At 52.2% G+C, this 17398-nt stretch carries 21 protein-coding genes and 1 tRNA gene; 17 read left to right on the top strand and 5 right to left on the bottom strand.

The features are described from left to right. Positions 1-95 precede the first annotated feature (95 nt). Positions 96-821, bottom strand: a complete 726-nt coding sequence (gene ygfZ, locus K7G70_RS06590) for a CAF17-like 4Fe-4S cluster assembly/insertion protein YgfZ (protein WP_223787818.1) — start codon at positions 819-821, stop codon at positions 96-98. A 143-nt stretch (positions 822-964) separates the two neighbouring features. On the opposite strand from ygfZ, the gene K7G70_RS18095 reads away from it, so the two are divergent. The 8 genes from K7G70_RS18095 to ispG are packed head-to-tail and all read left to right on the top strand — an operon-like array spanning position 965 to position 6416. Next, positions 965-1123: a DUF1674 domain-containing protein gene (locus K7G70_RS18095; RefSeq protein ID WP_223787819.1), complete on the top strand. Its 159-nt coding sequence runs from the start codon at positions 965-967 to the stop codon at positions 1121-1123. Positions 1124-1142: 19 nt separating this feature from the next. Continuing rightward, positions 1143-1520: a succinate dehydrogenase, cytochrome b556 subunit gene (gene sdhC / locus K7G70_RS06600; RefSeq protein WP_223787820.1), complete on the top strand. Its 378-nt coding sequence runs from the start codon at positions 1143-1145 to the stop codon at positions 1518-1520. A gap of 9 nt (positions 1521-1529) precedes the next feature. Continuing rightward, positions 1530-1907, top strand: a complete 378-nt coding sequence (gene sdhD / locus K7G70_RS06605; protein WP_223787821.1) for a succinate dehydrogenase, hydrophobic membrane anchor protein — start codon at positions 1530-1532, stop codon at positions 1905-1907. Positions 1908-1911: 4 nt separating this feature from the next. Next, positions 1912-3699 carry a succinate dehydrogenase flavoprotein subunit gene (gene sdhA, locus K7G70_RS06610; protein WP_223787822.1) on the top strand — a complete coding sequence of 596 codons (1788 nt, stop codon included), beginning with the start codon at positions 1912-1914 and terminating at the stop codon, positions 3697-3699. A gap of 22 nt (positions 3700-3721) precedes the next feature. After that, positions 3722-4507, top strand: a complete 786-nt coding sequence (locus tag K7G70_RS06615) for a succinate dehydrogenase iron-sulfur subunit (protein ID WP_223787823.1) — start codon at positions 3722-3724, stop codon at positions 4505-4507. A gap of 13 nt (positions 4508-4520) precedes the next feature. After that, entirely contained in the window at positions 4521-4796 is a 276-nt protein-coding gene (locus tag K7G70_RS06620) for an FAD assembly factor SdhE (RefSeq protein ID WP_223787824.1), read from the top strand. After that, complete coding sequence (locus K7G70_RS06625; RefSeq protein ID WP_223787825.1) at positions 4771-5223, top strand: DUF4191 domain-containing protein; 453 nt, start codon at positions 4771-4773, stop codon at positions 5221-5223. Before K7G70_RS06620 ends, K7G70_RS06625 begins: the two co-directional genes overlap by 26 nt. After that, the gene (ispG, locus tag K7G70_RS06630; RefSeq protein ID WP_223787826.1) at positions 5220-6416 is read left to right on the top strand and encodes a flavodoxin-dependent (E)-4-hydroxy-3-methylbut-2-enyl-diphosphate synthase; all 1197 of its coding nucleotides are present in this window, start codon (positions 5220-5222) and stop codon (positions 6414-6416) included. The genes K7G70_RS06625 and ispG overlap by 4 nt, the downstream gene beginning before the upstream one ends. Here ispG and K7G70_RS06635 read toward each other — a convergent pair. Genes K7G70_RS06635 through K7G70_RS06645 form a run of 3 tightly spaced genes read right to left on the bottom strand, consistent with a single transcriptional unit; the run spans position 6410 to position 8019 of the window. Further along, a complete protein-coding gene (locus K7G70_RS06635) occupies positions 6410-6754 on the bottom strand; it encodes a hypothetical protein (protein ID WP_223787827.1) in 345 nt (114 codons plus the stop codon). The genes ispG and K7G70_RS06635 overlap by 7 nt on opposite strands. Positions 6755-6776: 22 nt before the next feature. Beyond that, positions 6777-7598, bottom strand: a complete 822-nt coding sequence (locus tag K7G70_RS06640; protein ID WP_223787828.1) for a M15 family metallopeptidase — start codon at positions 7596-7598, stop codon at positions 6777-6779. A gap of 4 nt (positions 7599-7602) precedes the next feature. Beyond that, entirely contained in the window at positions 7603-8019 is a 417-nt protein-coding gene (locus K7G70_RS06645; RefSeq protein WP_223787829.1) for a GFA family protein, read from the bottom strand. Between the two features lie 71 nt (positions 8020-8090). Here K7G70_RS06645 and yajC point away from each other — a divergent pair, with 71 nt between their 5' ends. From yajC to K7G70_RS06665, 4 genes are all read left to right on the top strand, one after another. After that, entirely contained in the window at positions 8091-8420 is a 330-nt protein-coding gene (gene yajC / locus K7G70_RS06650; protein WP_223787830.1) for a preprotein translocase subunit YajC, read from the top strand. 40 nt (positions 8421-8460) lie between these two features. Next, positions 8461-10314 (top strand): protein translocase subunit SecD, encoded by a 1854-nt coding sequence (gene secD / locus K7G70_RS06655; protein ID WP_223787831.1) that lies wholly within the window; start codon positions 8461-8463, stop codon positions 10312-10314. A gap of 12 nt (positions 10315-10326) precedes the next feature. Continuing rightward, positions 10327-11277 carry a protein translocase subunit SecF gene (gene secF / locus K7G70_RS06660; protein WP_223787832.1) on the top strand — a complete coding sequence of 317 codons (951 nt, stop codon included), beginning with the start codon at positions 10327-10329 and terminating at the stop codon, positions 11275-11277. Between the two features lie 215 nt (positions 11278-11492). Beyond that, on the top strand, positions 11493-11960 hold the full coding sequence (locus K7G70_RS06665; protein ID WP_223787833.1) for a DUF4252 domain-containing protein: 468 nt from the start codon (positions 11493-11495) through the stop codon (positions 11958-11960). 122 nt (positions 11961-12082) lie between these two features. On the opposite strand, the gene K7G70_RS06670 is transcribed toward K7G70_RS06665, so the two are convergent. Beyond that, on the bottom strand, positions 12083-12871 hold the full coding sequence (locus K7G70_RS06670) for an inositol monophosphatase family protein (RefSeq protein ID WP_223787834.1): 789 nt from the start codon (positions 12869-12871) through the stop codon (positions 12083-12085). Positions 12872-12944: 73 nt separating this feature from the next. On the opposite strand from K7G70_RS06670, the gene K7G70_RS06675 reads away from it, so the two are divergent. The 5 genes from K7G70_RS06675 to der all read left to right on the top strand — a co-directional run bounded on the left by K7G70_RS06675 (position 12945) and on the right by der (position 17362). Beyond that, the gene (locus tag K7G70_RS06675; protein WP_223787835.1) at positions 12945-13697 is read left to right on the top strand and encodes an RNA methyltransferase; all 753 of its coding nucleotides are present in this window, start codon (positions 12945-12947) and stop codon (positions 13695-13697) included. Positions 13698-13789: 92 nt separating this feature from the next. Beyond that, a tRNA-Asn gene (locus tag K7G70_RS06680) sits at positions 13790-13865 on the top strand. Between the two features lie 252 nt (positions 13866-14117). Then, on the top strand, positions 14118-14753 hold the full coding sequence (locus K7G70_RS06685; RefSeq protein ID WP_223787836.1) for a YfgM family protein: 636 nt from the start codon (positions 14118-14120) through the stop codon (positions 14751-14753). A 56-nt stretch (positions 14754-14809) separates the two neighbouring features. Then, complete coding sequence (bamB, locus tag K7G70_RS06690; RefSeq protein ID WP_223787837.1) at positions 14810-15943, top strand: outer membrane protein assembly factor BamB; 1134 nt, start codon at positions 14810-14812, stop codon at positions 15941-15943. Between the two features lie 15 nt (positions 15944-15958). Beyond that, complete coding sequence (gene der / locus K7G70_RS06695; RefSeq protein WP_223787838.1) at positions 15959-17362, top strand: ribosome biogenesis GTPase Der; 1404 nt, start codon at positions 15959-15961, stop codon at positions 17360-17362. Positions 17363-17398: the final 36 nt, after the last annotated feature.

The following is a 17398-nucleotide window of genomic DNA, read 5'->3' on the forward strand; positions in this document are numbered from 1 at the left end:
CATGGTTGCCGTGCAGAAAACAATAACAATGACCTACAAATGATAGGACATAAATTGCATTGCGAAAGTTCAGTAAGGTGTTGAAATATCTTTGATTATGTATTGAAAACGGCTTGACACATCCAACCCTTTGCCTGTTTGATGATCGGTGAACAAAAGTCTTCCAGGCCGGCCATATCGGCCCGCTTTTGCAGCTCTTCCACCGTCATGGGGGTCGGGCTGGGGTGGTTGATCAAACGCATTTGTTTTTTGATTTTGCCCAGAAAGTGAAGCCTGGCAACGATTTCCTGCCCTGGGTAGCAACCCTTGTCATAATCGATGATGCCCATGTGTTCCAAATTGAGGTGTTGTGGAATAAAGGCCTCGCTGGTCGTCGCTGTGATCCAGGGCAAGCCCAACCGGAACATGAACGACCAAAATTGATCGGCATCAGCTGGAGGCGCCGTGGGTTCGGCAAAGTGCATGTGGGCTGACACCGTGGGTTGCTCACTGCTGGGGTCGAACACCAGGATTTGCTTGGATTTTTCCAGCGCATAGTTCAGGCGAAACCGGCGCATGGTCACATACTGCAAAAAATTGTCACATAAACTGCGATCCACAGCCACCATGACGCCGTCGTCAGACGTTTGCAAGAACAGGCTGAACAGCAGGCGGCCTTTGGGGTTACAAATGGCAGTGTAGACCATTTGTCCGGGGTGTTTGGACAAATCAGTCAAGGTCTGATTGTTTAAAAAGGACAAACCGTCCGCTCCGGTCATTTTGAATGTGCAGACCTGACCGTTGGTTGGCTCTGTTGGGGATGGATCGGTGGTTTTATTCATGGGGTGAAAGTGCTATAATCCGCTGCACTCATTGTGGATGCTTCGGGGTTTGATTTCAAGGGTCAAATTGGCGCATGCTTTCACAGGACAGGGGCATAGAATTGACATAGATTCTACGATATTTGGCATAACATTCAGCCACGATGAAAACCGATAACAACAATCAGTCAAAAACAACCAAAGACCAGCCACCAAAAACCCAGCAGCAACCGGCTCCAAAAGAGTACGGTGGTCGCACGGATGGGTTGGATCCCACCCGTTATGGTGATTGGGAAAAAAACGGTCGATGCATCGATTTTTGACCTAACCAACAGGTAATTCATGAGTAAATCCAACAGACCTTTGTCACCGCATTTGCAGGTGTACAAACCGCAGCTAACTTCCATGCTGTCCATCACCCATCGCATGACCGGCTTGTTTTTGTCCTTGGGTATGGTGGTGTTCACCTACTGGCTTTATCAACTGGCCACGGCACCAGCGGCAGCCAACGGCACCATCCAGTTTTTTCAATCCACACTCGGCACCGTGGTGTTGTTTGCTTGGGTGTTTGCCTTTGCCTACCACTTGTGTAACGGCATCCGACACCTGTTCTGGGACGCCGGTAAAGGGTATTCCATTCCTGCCGTCTACCGTTCGGGTTATCTGGTGGTGATCAGTGCCTTAGTCATCACAGCCGTCATTTTCTTTTTGAGCCGATAGGAGTTCATCATGAGTTTTCAATCTGATATGGCAAAAGCCAAAGGACTGGGGTCGGCCAAACACGGTTTTGGTCATTGGTGGATGCAACGCATGAGTGCGGTGTTGTTGATTCCTACCGGCCTGTATTTGTTGTTCGGTCTGGCCAGTTTGGAGGTCATTTCTGCCGCCAACGTACAAGCCTGGCTGAGCCACCCCATCCAGGCCGGTATCACCCTGCTGTTTGTGGTGACTGGCAGTTATCACGGGGCTTTGGGAATTCAAGTGGTGTTGGAAGACTATGTGCACCACCACGCCCTCAACCTGACCTTACAATACTTGACCAAAATCCTCATGATCGTGATGATCATGGCCGGTGTTTTTGCAATTTTTACCCTTTTATTTGGATGAACCCATGAGCCAAAAATACACAATTACAGAACATAAATTTGACGCCATTGTGGTGGGTGCAGGTGGTGCCGGTTTGCGGGCCACCATGGGCTTGGCCACCAAAGGCCTGAAAACGGCCTGTGTCACCAAAGTGTTTCCCACCCGGTCACACACCGTGGCCGCTCAAGGCGGCATGTCGGCTTCTCTGGGCAACATGGGCGAGGACAACTGGCGCTGGCACATGTATGACACCATCAAAGGCTCGGATTGGTTGGGCGATCAGGACGCCATCGAATACATGTGTCGTGAGGCCGTGCCCTCGGTCATTGAATTGGAACACTTTGGGGTGCCATTTTCGCGCACCGAAGACGGCAAAATTTACCAACGGCCTTTTGGTGGCATGACCACCAATTTCGGCGAAGGCACTGCGCAACGAACCTGTGCCGCTGCCGACCGCACCGGTCACGCCATTTTGCACACCTTGTATCAACAGTCGCTGAAACACGACGCGTCCTTTTTCATTGAATACTTTGCCATTGATCTGGTCATGGTGGACGGTGAATGCAAAGGGGTGTTGGCCTGGAATTTGGCCGATGGCACCTTACACCTGTTCCGCGGTCATGCCGTGATCTTGGCCACCGGTGGTTACGGCCGGGCTTACTTTTCTTGTACTTCGGCCCACACCTGCACCGGTGACGGTAACGCCATGGTGTTGCGGGCCGGTTTGCCTTTACAAGACATGGAGTTCGTGCAATTTCACCCCACCGGCATCTATGGTGCGGGCTGCTTGATCACCGAAGGGGTGCGCGGAGAAGGTGGATTCCTGACCAACGCCAAAGGCGAACGCTTCATGGAACGGTATGCGCCGAATGCCAAAGATTTGGCATCGCGTGACGTGGTGTCACGCTCCATGACCATCGAAATCCGCGAAGGACGCGGGGTCGGTGAAGAAGCCGATCACATCCACCTGCACCTGGAACACCTGGGCGCAGACGTGATCAACAAGCGCTTGCCTGGCATTGCCGAATCGGCCGAAATTTTTGCCGGGGTGGATGTGGCCAAAGAGCCGATTCCGGTGTTGCCCACCGTGCATTACAACATGGGTGGCATTCCGACCAATTACCACGGCGAAGTGGTCAATAAAGTCGGTGATGATCCAGACAAGGTGGTGCCTGGTTTGTTTGCCATCGGTGAAGCGGCTTGTGTCTCTGTGCATGGGGCCAACCGCTTGGGCTCAAATTCCTTGTTGGACTTGATTGTGTTTGGTCGGGCGGTGGCTGACCGCTGTGCTGAATTGATCAAGCCAGACACCAAACACAGCGAGTTACCGGCGGGCGTGATGGACCAATCGCTGGCCAATCTGGATGCCACCCGCCATGCCAAAGGGGCGATCAAAACCGCCGAATTGCGCTTGGAGATGCAAAAAATCATGCAAAACAACGCCGCGGTGTTCCGCACCGGTGAGGTGTTGCAAGAAGGCTGTGACAAAATCAGTGCTTGTGCGGCCAAGATTGGTGACGTTCATGTGTCTGATGAATCCATGGTCTGGAACACCGATTTGGTGGAAACCCTGGAACTGCAAAACCTGATGCTGCAGGCCAAAGTGACGATGTTTTCGGCGGAAAATCGCAAAGAGTCCCGCGGTGCCCATGCCCGGGAGGATTTCCCTGATCGCAACGACGATGAATGGATGAAGCACACCCTGGCATACATCAATGATCAAGGCGAAGTCACTTTTGAGTACCGCCCCGTGCACATGTACACACTGACCGATGAGTGTGAAGTGATTCCTCCCAAACAACGCGTTTACTGACGCCGTGACCGGTTGAAATATTATGGCTGAATTCAGACTACCCAAAAATTCAAGAATCAAGAAAGGCCAACATTTTGCGGCCTCTGGCGGTGGCAACACCACCACCTTCAAAGTCTACCGCTGGTCTCCGGATGACGGCGAAAACCCGCGGACTGACACCTATGAAGTCGATTTGGACCAATGCGGTCCGATGGTGTTGGACGCCCTGATCAAAATCAAAGACGAGATGGATGCCACCCTGACGTTCCGGCGCTCATGCCGGGAGGGCATTTGTGGTTCTTGTGCGATGAACATCAATGGCACCAACACTTTGGCGTGTACCACCTCAATCAAACAATTCAAAGGCAAACAAATTTCGGTGTATCCGCTGCCACACATGGAGGTGATCAAAGACCTGGTGCCGGATTTGACCCATTTCTATGCCCAATACGCGTCCATCAAACCGTGGATGCAGACCGATTCGGTGCCGCTGCCAGACAAAGAGCGGCTGCAATCGATTGAAGACCGGGAAAAACTGGATGGCTTATACGAATGCATCTTGTGTGCCTGTTGCCAAACTTCGTGTCCCAGCTATTGGTGGAATGGCGACCGTTATTTGGGCCCCGCGGTGTTGTTGCAGTCTTACCGCTGGTTGGTCGATTCACGGGATGAATACACCGGCGAGCGTTTGGAAGACTTGGAAGACCCGTTCAAAGTGTACCGTTGTCACACCATCATGAATTGTGCCAACACCTGTCCCAAAGGGTTGAATCCTGGCAAAGCCATTGGTGAAATCAAGAAAATGATCGCCCAACGGCACGCCTTGTGATGGCGGGTGGTTGATGAACGCCCTCGCCAGCTCGGAATTGAATGAAGGGTATTTTCGTTGGCGCTGTCGGCGTGGCATGAAAGAATTGGATTTTATTTTGAATCGGTTCATTGATGCCGAGATGGCCCATTTGAGCGAATCCGACAAAGCCAAATTCGATGAACTGTTGGCCACAGAAGACATGTTGTTGTGGTATTGGCTCAGTGGCAAAGCCGAACCACAAGGTCCCGAACAACATTTCATCCCTTTGGTGGAGCGCATTTGTGCAGCCGGTTACCATCAAAAATAACCACTGGATCCATGCTTTGTGGTGGGTGCAGGCGGCCTTGCTGCTGACCCTGGTGGCCACGACGGCCATGGCCTGGTGGACCGGGCGTTGGTGGTTGTTGGTGGTGGTGGGGACATTGCTCATGGCCGCCCTGTGGCACAATCACCGAACCATTCAACAACAAAAAACGCTGCAGTTTCATTGGACTGCCCGGGGCCATCGGTCGTATCGCGAGGCCCAGACAGGGCCGTCTGCGGGTCCTTTGGGTGGCTTTGAGGTGGCTGCATGGTGGGCCTTGCCTGGGCTGCTGTGCTTGCGATTGCAGTGTGAGCACCGGCGCCAAGCCGTGCATCTTACGGTGCCCAGAAAGTGCCTGGGGCCGGCCCATTTTTCCAACCTGTGGGTGCACATATCAGCAACCGCAGAGCAACCAACCACATCAACATGAGTCAACAACGCAATTCCGTGCGGGTAGGCGACGTGCAGGTGGGTGGTGGTCGGGTGGTGGTGCAATCCATGACCAACACCGACACCGCCGATGCCAAAACCACCGCCCAACAAATCTATGATCTGCACCAAGCCGGATCTGAATTGGTGCGCATCACCGTTAACAACGAAGCCTCGGCCGCCGCGGTGCCAGAAATCATCGACCGTTTGCACGCCGCCCGTTGTCATGTGCCGGTGATTGGCGATTTTCACTACAACGGCCACCGGCTGTTGCAAGATTATCCCCAGTGCGCCGAAAAGCTGGCCAAATACCGCATCAATCCCGGTAACGTGGGCTTTGGCAAAAAACGTGACCAACAGTTTGAATCCATCATTCAGGTGGCCAAAGACTTGCACAAGCCGGTGCGCATTGGTGGCAACTGGGGTTCGCTGGACCAAAAATTGATGGCCAAGATGATGGATGAGAACGCCAAAAGCCCCGAACCCTTGTCCAGTGGCGCCTTGATTGAAAAAGCCTTGATTCAGTCGGTGCTGACCAGTGCCCAACAGGCCGAGTCGTTTGGCCTGGGTGCCGACCAAATCATCGTCAGCTGTAAAGTCAGCAGTGTACAGTCTTTGATCCGCATCTACCAAGAATTACACCGATCTTGTGATTATGCCCTGCATTTGGGCTTGACCGAGGCCGGCATGGGCAACAAAGGCATCGTGGCCAGCACCGCGGCCTTGGCGGTGTTGTTGCAACAAGGCATCGGCGACACCATCCGCGTGTCGCTGACCCCAGAACCCAATCAGGCACGCACCGAAGAGGTCAAGGTCGCCCAACAAATCCTGCAAAGCCTGGAATTGCAGTCCTTCAAACCCGAAGTCACGGCATGCCCCGGCTGCGGCCGCACCACCAGCGAGTTTTTTCAGGTGTTGGCCCAACAGGTCACCGCCCACATGGATGCCAAAATGCCGGCCTGGCGTTTGTCACACCCAGGTGTAAAGGACATGAATGTGGCGGTGATGGGTTGCATCGTCAACGGTCCCGGGGAGTCCAAACACGCCGACATCGGCATTTCCTTGCCGGGTACCGGTGAAGCACCATCGGCGCCGGTGTTCATTCGTGGTCAGAAAACCCACACCCTCAAAGGCGATGACATCGCCAGTCAATTCATTGACATCTTGGATGAGTTTGTTCAGACCCATTACTGACAGGGTTGGTCAGGAACGGTAGATACGCAACTCAGCTGCGGAGCGAAACCAAACCATTGATGGAACTCGGCGCTGATTTGTCGATTGTTTTGTGCAAAAAACACCAATCGCGTGCGGGTATGGGGTCCCACCCGAAAGCTTTCATACCGTTCAATGTGGGTCGTCAGATGCGGTGAGTTCAGGGATTGGTTGATGGCGGTTTTCATCTCACTTAGTTGTTGCTGATCATCGGTGGCCAGCAGGCTGATGAGGACCAGCAATTCCAGCCCGATGAATGTCCATGCGGCGCGTTTCAACCAGGTTTTGATGGATTGACTGAATGGCTTGTGTTCCTTCAATGTGGTGCTCCTGATGTTGGGGTTAATTGGGTGGCTGATAGCGCCAATGCCAGGGTTCGTAAATGATGCCCCAGGGGTTGTCCTTGGGATAAGTCATGTGAAAACCATGTTCGTTGGCATGGGCACTGAGCCAGGCAAAGGCTTCGGTGTTTTCAAACGATTCCTCTAATGGCTCGGCACCGGGGGTGGTCAGGTCAATCACACAACCAGTGTGGTGCTCGCTGTGCCCGGGTGCGGCATTGGTGGCCAGGATGTCTTCCAGCTTTTGCCCGGCGTCCAGTTTTTTGGCGATCAAACTGGCTTGATAGCCCATGGAGCGAAAGGCCGAAACCAATTGCAAATCAATGCCGGCAGCTTGCGCGGCCTGTTTCATGCGCTGCCAGGCCTGATGGGCTTGGGGATGCAGTTTACAGGGGCGATTGAAGCAGTCTTTGTCGGTGTCAACTAATTGCGCGGCGGTGGCCTGTTTGGGTGGTATGATGGTGGCTTCCTGGATGTGCAATTTATGCAACCAATCATGGTACAAATCCGGGCAGGTTAAATTCTCAGCCGTCACCGCAAAATGACCGTCTTGTTGGGTGAAGCCCATTTTGTGCAAAAACTCCTTGGCGTGAGGGACTTCGGTTTTGGCTTTGTAGGTGTCGCTGTTGATGGCTTTCATCAAGCCATAGCTGGCTTCGGTGGCCACCCCCAGTCGCAGCGACTGGGGTTTGAGCAGAATGTTGAACCACTGATCACGAAAGAACAGTTTGCCAATCAATTGACGATCGAATTGGTCGTAAATTGACCAGCAGTTTTTGTGGGTTGGTTTGATGTGCAGTCTGTCGGTGGAGATGGTTGGCATCGGTTCATTCTTCCAGTTGGCGGTGGGCTTGTTCCCAATTCTGGCCGTCAAAATCGGCCTGTGTCCATTGGTCAGGATTGAAGTCATCCAGACAATGGGTATTGACGCTCCAACAATCGGCATGTGACCTGGGTTGGTAAAACGATTTTACCCCACAATGGCGACAAAATAAATGATTGGCTTGGCCGGTGTTGAAGCGGTAGCTGCTCAGCGCATCCTGACCTTGTAACAAGGTGAATTGGGGGTGCGGTACCACCAGGTGTTGAAAGCCGGTCATGCGACACACCGAGCAATTGCAGTTGAGGATCACGGTGTCTGCGGCCACCGTCAAACGAAATTGTACGGCTTGGCAATGACAGCCACCTGACAGTTCGCGCCGGTCGCTGGCTTGAGTTGAATTCTGCCCTTGATTTTTTGTCATCTGGCTCCTATATCGTTCGCACTGTGGTGCTATAATAGCGCGCTTTTATTTAACTAGATACGGGATTTGAGATGAATTTTTTGATATCTGATGCCATGGCTCAATCCGGCGGCCAAGCCAGCAACCCACTCAGTGGGTTTATTTTTATTGGGATCTTTTTTGTGATCATGTACTTCATGCTGATCCGCCCGCAACAAAAGCGCATGAAAGCCCACAATGAAATGGTTGGCGCCCTGGGTGTGGGTGATGAAGTGATCACCAATGGCGGTACTTTGGGTGCCATTGTGGCGGTTGATGAATCATTCATCAAAATCGAAATTGCCCCTGGCACCGAAATCCACGTGCAACGCAGTGCCGTGGCCAAAGTGCTGCCCAAAGGCACCATCAAGTCCCTGAAGTGAGTTCAGGGGTGGCTTGTCAGTCAACAACAAAGGAAACACAATGAATCGATACCCAGCATGGAAATACATCTTGGTCTTGGTGGTGATGGTGTTGGGCGGTCTGTACGCCTTACCCAACATCTATGGCCAATCACCGGTGGTGCAAATCACTGCCGAAGATGACAACCCAGTCACCCCAGCGACCATGAGCCGCGTAGAGCGGTTGTTGAATGAGGCCAACATCGAGCACGATGCGGTGATCGCTGATGGCGACTCCGCCGTGGTTAAATTTTCCGACCTGGATGCCCAGTTGTTGGCCCAAGAGTTGCTGGACCGTGATTTGGCCGGTCATGATGCGGCCATGAACCTCAAGCCCAACGTGCCCGAATGGTTAGAAAACTTGGGCGGCCGGGCCATGAACCTGGGTTTGGACTTGCGCGGCGGGGTGCATTTCTTGCTGGAAGTCGACATGACCAAAGCCGAAGAGAATAAAAAGAAACAACTGCGCAACGACATCACCGCGGCCTTGATCAAACTGAAAATCCCCAAAACCAAAATCTTGTGGCAAGACAACCGTTTGGTGGTTGGCTTCAGGGATCAGGCGGGACTGGAACAAGCCAGTGAGCAAATCGAAGATGATTACACCGAGCTGAATTGGTCCACCAATTCCGGTGGCGGAGAATATGAATGGGTGGGCTTGTTGAACGAACAGTCGTTGTTGGCCATCAAAGAAAATGCCCTGAACCAAAACCTCACCACCTTGCGCACCCGGGTCAATGAAATCGGCGTGGCCGAGCCCATCATCCAACGCCAAGGTGTGGACCGCATCGTGGTGCAGTTGCCTGGGGTGCAAGACACCACCAAAGCCAAAGCGATTTTGGATGCCACCGCCACCTTGGAATACCGGGCCACTCACAGCTATGGTGCCGAAGCACAACGCACCTACCAAACCGGCCGCACACCGCCGGGCACCACCTTGTATTTTGAATCCAACGGCCAACCCATCTATTTGAACAACCGGGTGATTGCCACCGGTAACCAACTGACTGGCGCCCAGGCCACCATTGACCAACAAACCGGTCAACATGCGGTGAATGTGCAGCTGAACAGCATCGGCGCCGCCCGCATGTTGGAATTCACCAAGAACAACACCGGTAACTTCATGGGTGTGGTGTTCAAAGAACGGATCCCCATTGGTAAAAACGACGACGGGGTGATGCAGTACCGGGACAGTGAAGAAGTGATCAGTAACGCCCGCATCAACGGCGTGTTTTCCAACCGCTTTCAGACCACTGGTGGTTTCACCCAAAAAGAAGCCAATGAGCTGGCTTTGTTGCTGCGGGCCGGCGCCTTGGCCGCACCGGTACAAATTGTCGAAGAACGCACCATTGGACCTTCATTGGGTCAGGACAACATCGACAAAGGCGTGAAGTCGGTGCAAATTGGTTTGGCCCTGGTGCTGGTGTTCATGTTGGTTTACTACCGCATGTTCGGCGTCATCGCCAACATCGCCTTGACCGTCAATGTGGTGTTGATGGTGGCTTGTTTGTCGCTGTTCGGTGCCACCTTGACTTTGCCGGGCATTGCCGGGATCGTGCTGACCGTCGGTATGGCGGTGGATGCGAATGTTTTGATTTTTGAACGGATCAAGGAAGAAATGCGCGATGGCAACACCATTCAGGGCAGCATCAAGTCGGGCTATGACAAGGCCTTTTCCACCATTGCCGATGCCAACGTCACCACGTTTATTGCGGCGGTGGTGTTGTTTGCTTTTGGGACCGGTCCGATCAAAGGGTTTGCTGTGACCTTGAGTGTCGGTATCGTGACTTCCATGTTCACGGCCATTGTGCTGTCGCGGGCCATCGTCAATCTGATCTATGGCCGTCAGAAGAAGTTGCAATCGATTTCGATTTAAGGAGCTGTCATCATGAATTTATTAGCAAACATCAAATACGACTTCATGGCCCACCGCAAAGGCGCGTTGTTTTTGTCGCTGACCTTGATCGTGGTGGCTTTGGGCTCTTTGTTCACCCGTGGCTTGAATTTCGGTTTGGACTTCACCGGAGGCACCGTGGTGGTGGTGAATTTCGATCAATCGGCCGAAGTGTCTGCCGTCAGGGACCAGCTGGAAACGGCCGGATACCAAGGCATAGTGGTGAAGAACTTTGGCACCAGCACCGACATAGAAATCACCTTGCCGCCGCAGTCTGAAACCGAAGCCGAAGACGGGGTGGATGAGGCCAAGCTCAGCAATGAAGTGGTGGAAGAACTGCGCTTGCTGGATGCCTCAGCGGCATTGGTCAAAGTCGATTATGTCGGTTCACAAGTCGGTGACGAATTGGTAGAACAAGGCTCATTGGCGCTGCTGTATGCCATTTTGGGTATTTTGATCTATGTCACCATCCGCTTTGAATGGCGCTTTTCCCTGGGCGCGATCGCGGCCTTGGTGCATGACGTGATCATCACCGCCGGGGTGTTTTCGATTTGGCAAGTTGAATTTGACTTGACGGTGTTGGCGGCCTTGCTCGCGGTGATTGGTTATTCCTTGAATGACACCATCGTGGTGTTTGACCGCATCCGGGAAAATTTCCGCAAAGGGCGCAAAGCCACCACTGAGGAAGTGATCAACAAATCCATCGGCCAGACCTTGTCACGGACGGTGATCACCTCCTTGACCACCATGTTGGTGTTGTTGGCCCTGTTCTTCTTTGGTGGGGCGCTGATCCATGGCTTCGCTTTTGCCTTGATTGTGGGTGTGATCGTTGGTACCTATTCTTCGATCTTTGTGGCCAGTACCACGACTTTGGCCCTGGGTATCAGTCGTGAAGACCTGATCCCGGTGGAAAAAGAAGGGGCCAGTTTGGACCACATCCCCTGATTCGAACCCACGATTCGAACCCAAAAGCCCGCCCAGTGCGGGCTTTTTTGTGGCTGTTTGTGTTGGGCCACCCATAGAAGCTAACTTTTTTGTAACAAAGCCAAAGCCGCCTCGTTATAAGCACATAAATCCATGGCGGATCTGAAATTTTAGTTTAACAACGAGGTAAATGTATGAAAAAGTTTTTGATGGTTTTGATCTTGGGTCTGTGTTCAATGAGTACTTGGGCCACCGATTTTGATGAGTTGGAAAACATCCTGGGGGTTGAAGCCAATGTGAAAATCACTTTGGGTCCTGGCATGTTGGGCATGGCCAAAGCCTTCACCGCCGATGATGAAGAAGCCCAAGCGGTGCTGGCGGGTTTGAATGACTTGTCCATCAAAGTGTATGAACTGACCGATGCCGTCAACACCGCTGACATCAGCGACTGGATGAGCGCCACCGTCAGTGCGCTGGCCCGCAATGGGGTGGAAGAAATTGTCAAAGTGGTTGAAGGTGATGAACGCGTCTCCATCATGGCCCGAGTCGATGGCATGACTTTGAGTGATTTGTCCATCATGGTGTTTGAATCGGGTGATGAGTTTGTCTTCATCCAAATGGATGGTGACATTGATATCGCCAACTTGAAAAGCCTGACTTCCAACTTTGATGTTGATTTGGATGGCTTGACATTGAATTTGTGATGGGTGTTCAGGTGGCTGTCACGCCGACCTGAACCCGCTGTTTAACGACTTTCCCATCCACAAAGAGAAGCGTTGTTGGTCACAGCAACGCTTTTTTTGTGGATTGATGATTGCTTCAGGGTTTAGGCTGGGTAAATCGATTTCAGTTGGGTCGACAACCAAGCGGCCACTTTTAAGTTACCGGCCACCACTTGTTGTTGCCCCAGAAAGTCTCGACCAGCGGCATAATCCATACATTGGCCGCCGGCTTCTTCTACCAGCAAGACGCCCGGCAACAATTCGGAAGCGGACAGGCCCGATTGCCAATAGGCATTGAGTTGGCCACCGGCAACCATGGCCAAATCCAGTGCTGGACAGCCCATGATGCGGACATCCGCCACTTGTTTGCTGAGCAAACGCAGGGCTGCCGATTGGGCGGCCTGGTGGCCTATGTCAGTTGCTTGGTTGGTGCCCACAAATGATTCTTGTGGTTCATTTTGGTTGCTGATGCGCAGCCGCCGTTGATTCAAAAAAGCGCCTTTGCCCTTGGTCGCCACATATTCTTCATCGGTGATGGGGTTGTAGACCAAAGCATCCTTGGTTTTGTTTTGTTCCAGCAAAGTGATGCTGATGGCACAATGGGGGATGCCATGGAGGAAGTTGGTGGTACCAATCAAAGGGTTGATCAACCACACCCGATTGGGATTTTGGTGTTCGGTCAGGGTTTGTTCATCGGTTTGAATTTCATCTTCAGGGTAAGCCCGTTTCAGGGTGTAGAAAATGTCATTCAAACTGACTTTCACGGCTTGCTCAACAAAGCCATTGTTGAGCTTTTTGTTGACCGACAACAATTCGTTTTTGAACATCAATTGTTCAATGGAGTTGGCGGCTTTCAAGGCGGCCTTTTTGGCGATGTTGAGTTCAGGTGACATGGGCTTGAAAAATTCCTGGGTTGTGTTGCATTGGTGTAGAATGGCGAACCGCGTATGATACCAAATGTGAACCATGAATGACACCACTGTGAACAGATTAGACCGCATTCGATTTGTCTTGATCAACACCTCCCACGCCGGCAACATTGGGGCCACCGCCAGGGCCATGAAAGTGATGGGCTTGCACGATCTGCATTTGGTCAATCCCGATCAGTATCCCAGTGCCGAAGCCACCGCCCGCGCCTCTGGGGCTGACGACGTTTTGTATCAGGCCGGTGTGCATCAAAAATTGACCGACGCCATCGCCCCATGCACCTTGGTGTTGGGGACCAGTGCGCGCAATCGCGGCATGAACATTCCGGTGATTGACTTGGTTGAAGCGGCCGAAAAAATGTTGGCCACAGCAGTCCATGGGCAGGTGGCCTTGTTGTTTGGCAAAGAACGCTATGGCATGACCAATGAAGAAATGTTGAACTGCCATTACCTGGTTAAATTTCCCGCCAATCCAGCCTATGCCTCATTGAATTTGGCCGCCGCTGCCCAAGTGGCCGCTTATGAACTGCGCAAACAATGCTTGCAATTGACGTCCGTCGCAGTAGACCCGGCGCCAACCGGGGAACCAGAATGCGTCGATGCCGCCCGCATGCAAGGCTTTTACCAACACCTGTTTGAGGTGATGCAAGCGGTCGGTCACATGCACGATAACAACCAAAAATCATTGGCTGAAAAGCTGTACATGATGTTCAACCGCATGGGCATCGAGAAACATGAGATGGACATCTTGCGCGGATTCCTCAGTGCCATCAGTAAGAAAATCCCAAAATAACAAAAAATTCCACAGAGGGCTGATTTATTGCTTGACAGTTCAGTCCTAAACGGTAAAATGCGCTTCTCTTGTGCAACAAGACAGACCAATTTTCCCCGGTAGCTCAGTTGGTAGAGCGGGTGACTGTTAATCACTAGGTCGGCGGTTCAAGCCCGTCCCGGGGAGCCAAATTCCACCAAAAAACCGCCCATTCGGCGGTTTTTTTTTGCGCATTTGTCGGGGTTCATGTGGGCCACATTAGCCCAAGCCTGAAGCCGCAGAAAAGTCCTCTTATTGAGGGCTGATTGGGCCGAACTTATGGCCCAAATTGGGGGTCAGATGACTGTGCAAGACATCGTCACAAGGCATTGATGAAATTTTACAAACCATCATGTAAAATAGCTCGCTTTGTTAGTATTGAACAACCATTGGAAGATAGTTATGGCTTTTGAAGAATATGATGATTTTGAACAAGAACAAATGGTCAAGGAGTGGCTGAGTAAAAACTGGTTCACTATTTTTGCCGGTATCGCATTGGGTATCGGGGGTTTGTGGGGATATGGCAAATGGCAAGACAGCCGCACCATGCAAAGCCAAGAAGCCGCCACAGAGTTCACCCAATTACAAGCCGCCATGGCAGTCAGTGAATTGACCGACCTGGATGGCCTGATCGCTGAATATCAAACCAATTTTGGTGACAACATCTACACCATGCAAGCCCGCATGCAAGCCGCCAGTCAATTGGTCGAAGCCGGTGATTTGGCCGCTGCCAAACAACAGTATCAAGCCTTGTTGGCTGCCAAACCCGACCAACCACTGGCAGAAATGGTGCGCTTGCGCCTGGCCCGATTGTTGGTGGCAGAGGGTGATTACCCAGCGGCACTGGCTGAGTTGGGTCTGGTGCAGTCCAAAGCCTATCAAACCATCGTGGAAGAAGTCATCGGTGACATCTATGTGGCCCAAGGTGAAGTTGACAAAGCCTTGGATGCTTACCAATTGGCACTGAATGAAGGCGAAGGTTATTCTGGCCGTCAAATCATCGAAATGAAATTGGCTGACATCAAAACAGCCAATTGAAGATTGATTGAAAGCCCGCTTGCTTTTTTGCTTAACTAAATAACCCAGAGGTACCCATGAAACGTCTCCCCACCTACCTTACGCTGTTGTTCCTGGTTGCTTGTGGCAACAAAAAAGATGAAGTCAAGCCCAACGAGTTGGAAAAACTCACTGAGCAAGGTGTGATCAAGCAGGTTTGGCAACGTCAGTTGGACGGTGCTGAAAATGCATTTGGCTACAAGTTGATCCCCGCCGAGCGCAATGGCAATTTGTATGTGGCGACCCAATCGGGCACCGTGTATAGCCTCAATGCCCAGACCGGTGCCATCAACTGGCAACAAGAGCTGGATTCTGAAATCAGTGCCGGACCTGGGGTCAGCGACACGGTGATGGTACTGGGTGGTCCCGAAGGCCAAGTGATGGCTTTGGACATTGATTCAGGCACCTTGTTGTGGCAAGCCAGTGTGACTTCCGAAGTCCTGAGTCCGCCGGTGATTGACCGCAATAAAGTGGTGGTGCGCACCCAAGATGGCCGCATTTATGGGTTTGCCATCAACTCTGGTCAACGCGAATGGAGCTTTGACACCAACATCCCCAACCTGACCTTGCGCGGGAACAGCACGCCAGTGGCCAAAGGTGGGCGCATTTACATTGGTTTTGACAATGGCAAAGTGGCGGCCTTGAATATTTTGGATGGTTCGGTGCTGTGGCAACAAAACGTGATCAACAGCCAAGGCAAAACCGAGATCGACCGCATCGCTGACATCGATGGTGACATCGCGGTGGTGGCCACTGACTTGTATATTTCCAGTGCCGCTGACAAAACCATGTCGGTGGCCACTGAATCAGGCCGTGCTTTATGGAGCCAGAACATCGGTTCGGTGACAGGAGTGACGGTTTCCCGACGCTCTTTGTATTTATCCGACAACCAGTCGGTGTTGCACCAACTGAACCGCACCGATGGTTCCCGTGGTTGGAGCCAAGATCAGCTGTTGAACCGCAACATCACCAAACCCAGTTATTACCTGGGTGACTTGTTGGTTGGTGACCTGGAAGGCTACTTGCATGTGATTGATGGCACCAATGGCAGCCTCATCAACCGCACCCGGGTGGGGGATGAATCTTTGTACCACGCCCCAGTGGTGGTGGGTGACATGATTTACACCCACAACCACGACGGCACCTTGACTGCATTGCAGTTCAGCAAGTAATCGCGAGCAGGCCACATGACACCCGTTGTTGCCATCGTCGGCCGCCCCAATGTCGGTAAATCGACTTTATTCAATGCCTTGACCCAAACCCGGGATGCCCTGGTGGCTGATTGGCCGGGCTTGACCCGGGATCGGCAGTACGGGCAGTTGGAGTTGGCCGATTATCAAGCCACCTTGATTGACACCGGCGGCATGCTGGGCGATGAAGGTGAATTGACTGAATTGATGGACCAACAAATCATGCAGGCCATTGATGAGGCCCATTTGGTGATGTTTGTGGTCAGTGCCCGGGACGGACTGGTTGGCGACGATGAACGCATCCTGGAGCGCATCAGAAGCACTGAAAAACCGGTGTTGTTGTTGGCCAACAAAGCCGAAGGACAAATCAACGAAGTGGCTTTGGCCGAATTCTACCAACTGGGTGTGGCCGATGTCTTGGCCGTTTCTTCTGCACACCGCAAAGGGCTGCAGGAATTGTTGGCCTTCATCAATGAGCACTGCAAAACCCACCAGGCCCAATTCACCGCCGATGTGATCCAAGACCATGGCCCCAAAATTGCCATCATCGGTCGACCCAATGTGGGGAAGTCGACACTGGTCAATCGCTTGCTCAGACAAGATCGGGTGTTGGCCTATGACATGCCTGGCACCACCCGCGACAGCATTGCCTTGCCCTTGATTTGGGACGACATGCCTTACACCTTGATTGATACGGCCGGGGTCCGGCGCCGTGCCAAGGTGGGTGAGGGTATTGAAAAATTCAGCATTCTGAAAACCATTGAGTCGATCAAATTGGCGCAAATCTGTGTGGTGATGATGGATGCCACTGAAGGCATCACCGATCAAGACCTGCATTTGTTGGGTTTGGCCGTGCACCATGCCAAGCCGGTGATCTTGGTGATCAACAAATGGGACCATTTGAGCCAGGAACACCGTGATTATGTGAAAGAAAAAATTCATTTGAAAATGCAGGCTTTTGAATGGGTCCCGTTGCTGTTCATCTCCGCTTTGCATGGTTCGGGTTTGCGGGTGTTGATGGAGCGCATTGATCTGTTGATGGACCAAGCCGATCAAGAGCTGACGGCCAATCAATTGACCAATGTGCTGTCTGAAGCCTTCAAGGCGCACCAGCCACCGTTGGTGCAAGGCCTGAGTTCACAATTGAAGTTTGCCCATTCAGGCGGTAACCACCCGATGCGCATTGTGATCCATGGCAAGCGCACCAGTCATTTACCAGACTCATACAAGCGGTATTTGGAAAACACCTTCCGCAAAGCCTTTGACCTCAAAGGGGTGCCGATCGTGATGCAGTTCAGGGATGGTAAAAACCCATACAAAGACAAGAAAAACAAAGACAACGCCTACCCTTCACGGCGGAAAAAGGCGCATAATTTACCCAAACCGAAACACAACAGCTAAAATATTCGGCTGACCCATAGCTTCAGTCCAAACGAA

It is taken from the genome of Marinicella meishanensis (assembly GCF_019931145.1).
GTDB lineage: Bacteria > Pseudomonadota > Gammaproteobacteria > Xanthomonadales > Marinicellaceae > Marinicella > Marinicella meishanensis.

What these genes read in the sequence shown, in the direction of transcription:
- ygfZ (WP_223787818.1), bottom strand. Translation starts at nt 821, where the DNA reads ATGAATAAAACCACCGATCCATCCCCAACAGAGCCAACCAACGGTCAG.
- K7G70_RS18095 (WP_223787819.1), top strand. Translation starts at nt 965, where the DNA reads ATGAAAACCGATAACAACAATCAGTCAAAAACAACCAAAGACCAGCCA.
- sdhC (WP_223787820.1), top strand. Translation starts at nt 1,143, where the DNA reads ATGAGTAAATCCAACAGACCTTTGTCACCGCATTTGCAGGTGTACAAA.
- sdhD (WP_223787821.1), top strand. Translation starts at nt 1,530, where the DNA reads ATGAGTTTTCAATCTGATATGGCAAAAGCCAAAGGACTGGGGTCGGCC.
- sdhA (WP_223787822.1), top strand. Translation starts at nt 1,912, where the DNA reads ATGAGCCAAAAATACACAATTACAGAACATAAATTTGACGCCATTGTG.
- K7G70_RS06615 (WP_223787823.1), top strand. Translation starts at nt 3,722, where the DNA reads ATGGCTGAATTCAGACTACCCAAAAATTCAAGAATCAAGAAAGGCCAA.
- K7G70_RS06620 (WP_223787824.1), top strand. Translation starts at nt 4,521, where the DNA reads ATGAACGCCCTCGCCAGCTCGGAATTGAATGAAGGGTATTTTCGTTGG.
- ispG (WP_223787826.1), top strand. Translation starts at nt 5,220, where the DNA reads ATGAGTCAACAACGCAATTCCGTGCGGGTAGGCGACGTGCAGGTGGGT.
- K7G70_RS06640 (WP_223787828.1), bottom strand. Translation starts at nt 7,598, where the DNA reads ATGCCAACCATCTCCACCGACAGACTGCACATCAAACCAACCCACAAA.
- K7G70_RS06645 (WP_223787829.1), bottom strand. Translation starts at nt 8,019, where the DNA reads ATGACAAAAAATCAAGGGCAGAATTCAACTCAAGCCAGCGACCGGCGC.
- yajC (WP_223787830.1), top strand. Translation starts at nt 8,091, where the DNA reads ATGAATTTTTTGATATCTGATGCCATGGCTCAATCCGGCGGCCAAGCC.
- secD (WP_223787831.1), top strand. Translation starts at nt 8,461, where the DNA reads ATGAATCGATACCCAGCATGGAAATACATCTTGGTCTTGGTGGTGATG.
- secF (WP_223787832.1), top strand. Translation starts at nt 10,327, where the DNA reads ATGAATTTATTAGCAAACATCAAATACGACTTCATGGCCCACCGCAAA.
- K7G70_RS06665 (WP_223787833.1), top strand. Translation starts at nt 11,493, where the DNA reads ATGAGTACTTGGGCCACCGATTTTGATGAGTTGGAAAACATCCTGGGG.
- K7G70_RS06670 (WP_223787834.1), bottom strand. Translation starts at nt 12,871, where the DNA reads ATGTCACCTGAACTCAACATCGCCAAAAAGGCCGCCTTGAAAGCCGCC.
- K7G70_RS06675 (WP_223787835.1), top strand. Translation starts at nt 12,945, where the DNA reads ATGAATGACACCACTGTGAACAGATTAGACCGCATTCGATTTGTCTTG.
- K7G70_RS06685 (WP_223787836.1), top strand. Translation starts at nt 14,118, where the DNA reads ATGGCTTTTGAAGAATATGATGATTTTGAACAAGAACAAATGGTCAAG.
- bamB (WP_223787837.1), top strand. Translation starts at nt 14,810, where the DNA reads ATGAAACGTCTCCCCACCTACCTTACGCTGTTGTTCCTGGTTGCTTGT.
- der (WP_223787838.1), top strand. Translation starts at nt 15,959, where the DNA reads ATGACACCCGTTGTTGCCATCGTCGGCCGCCCCAATGTCGGTAAATCG.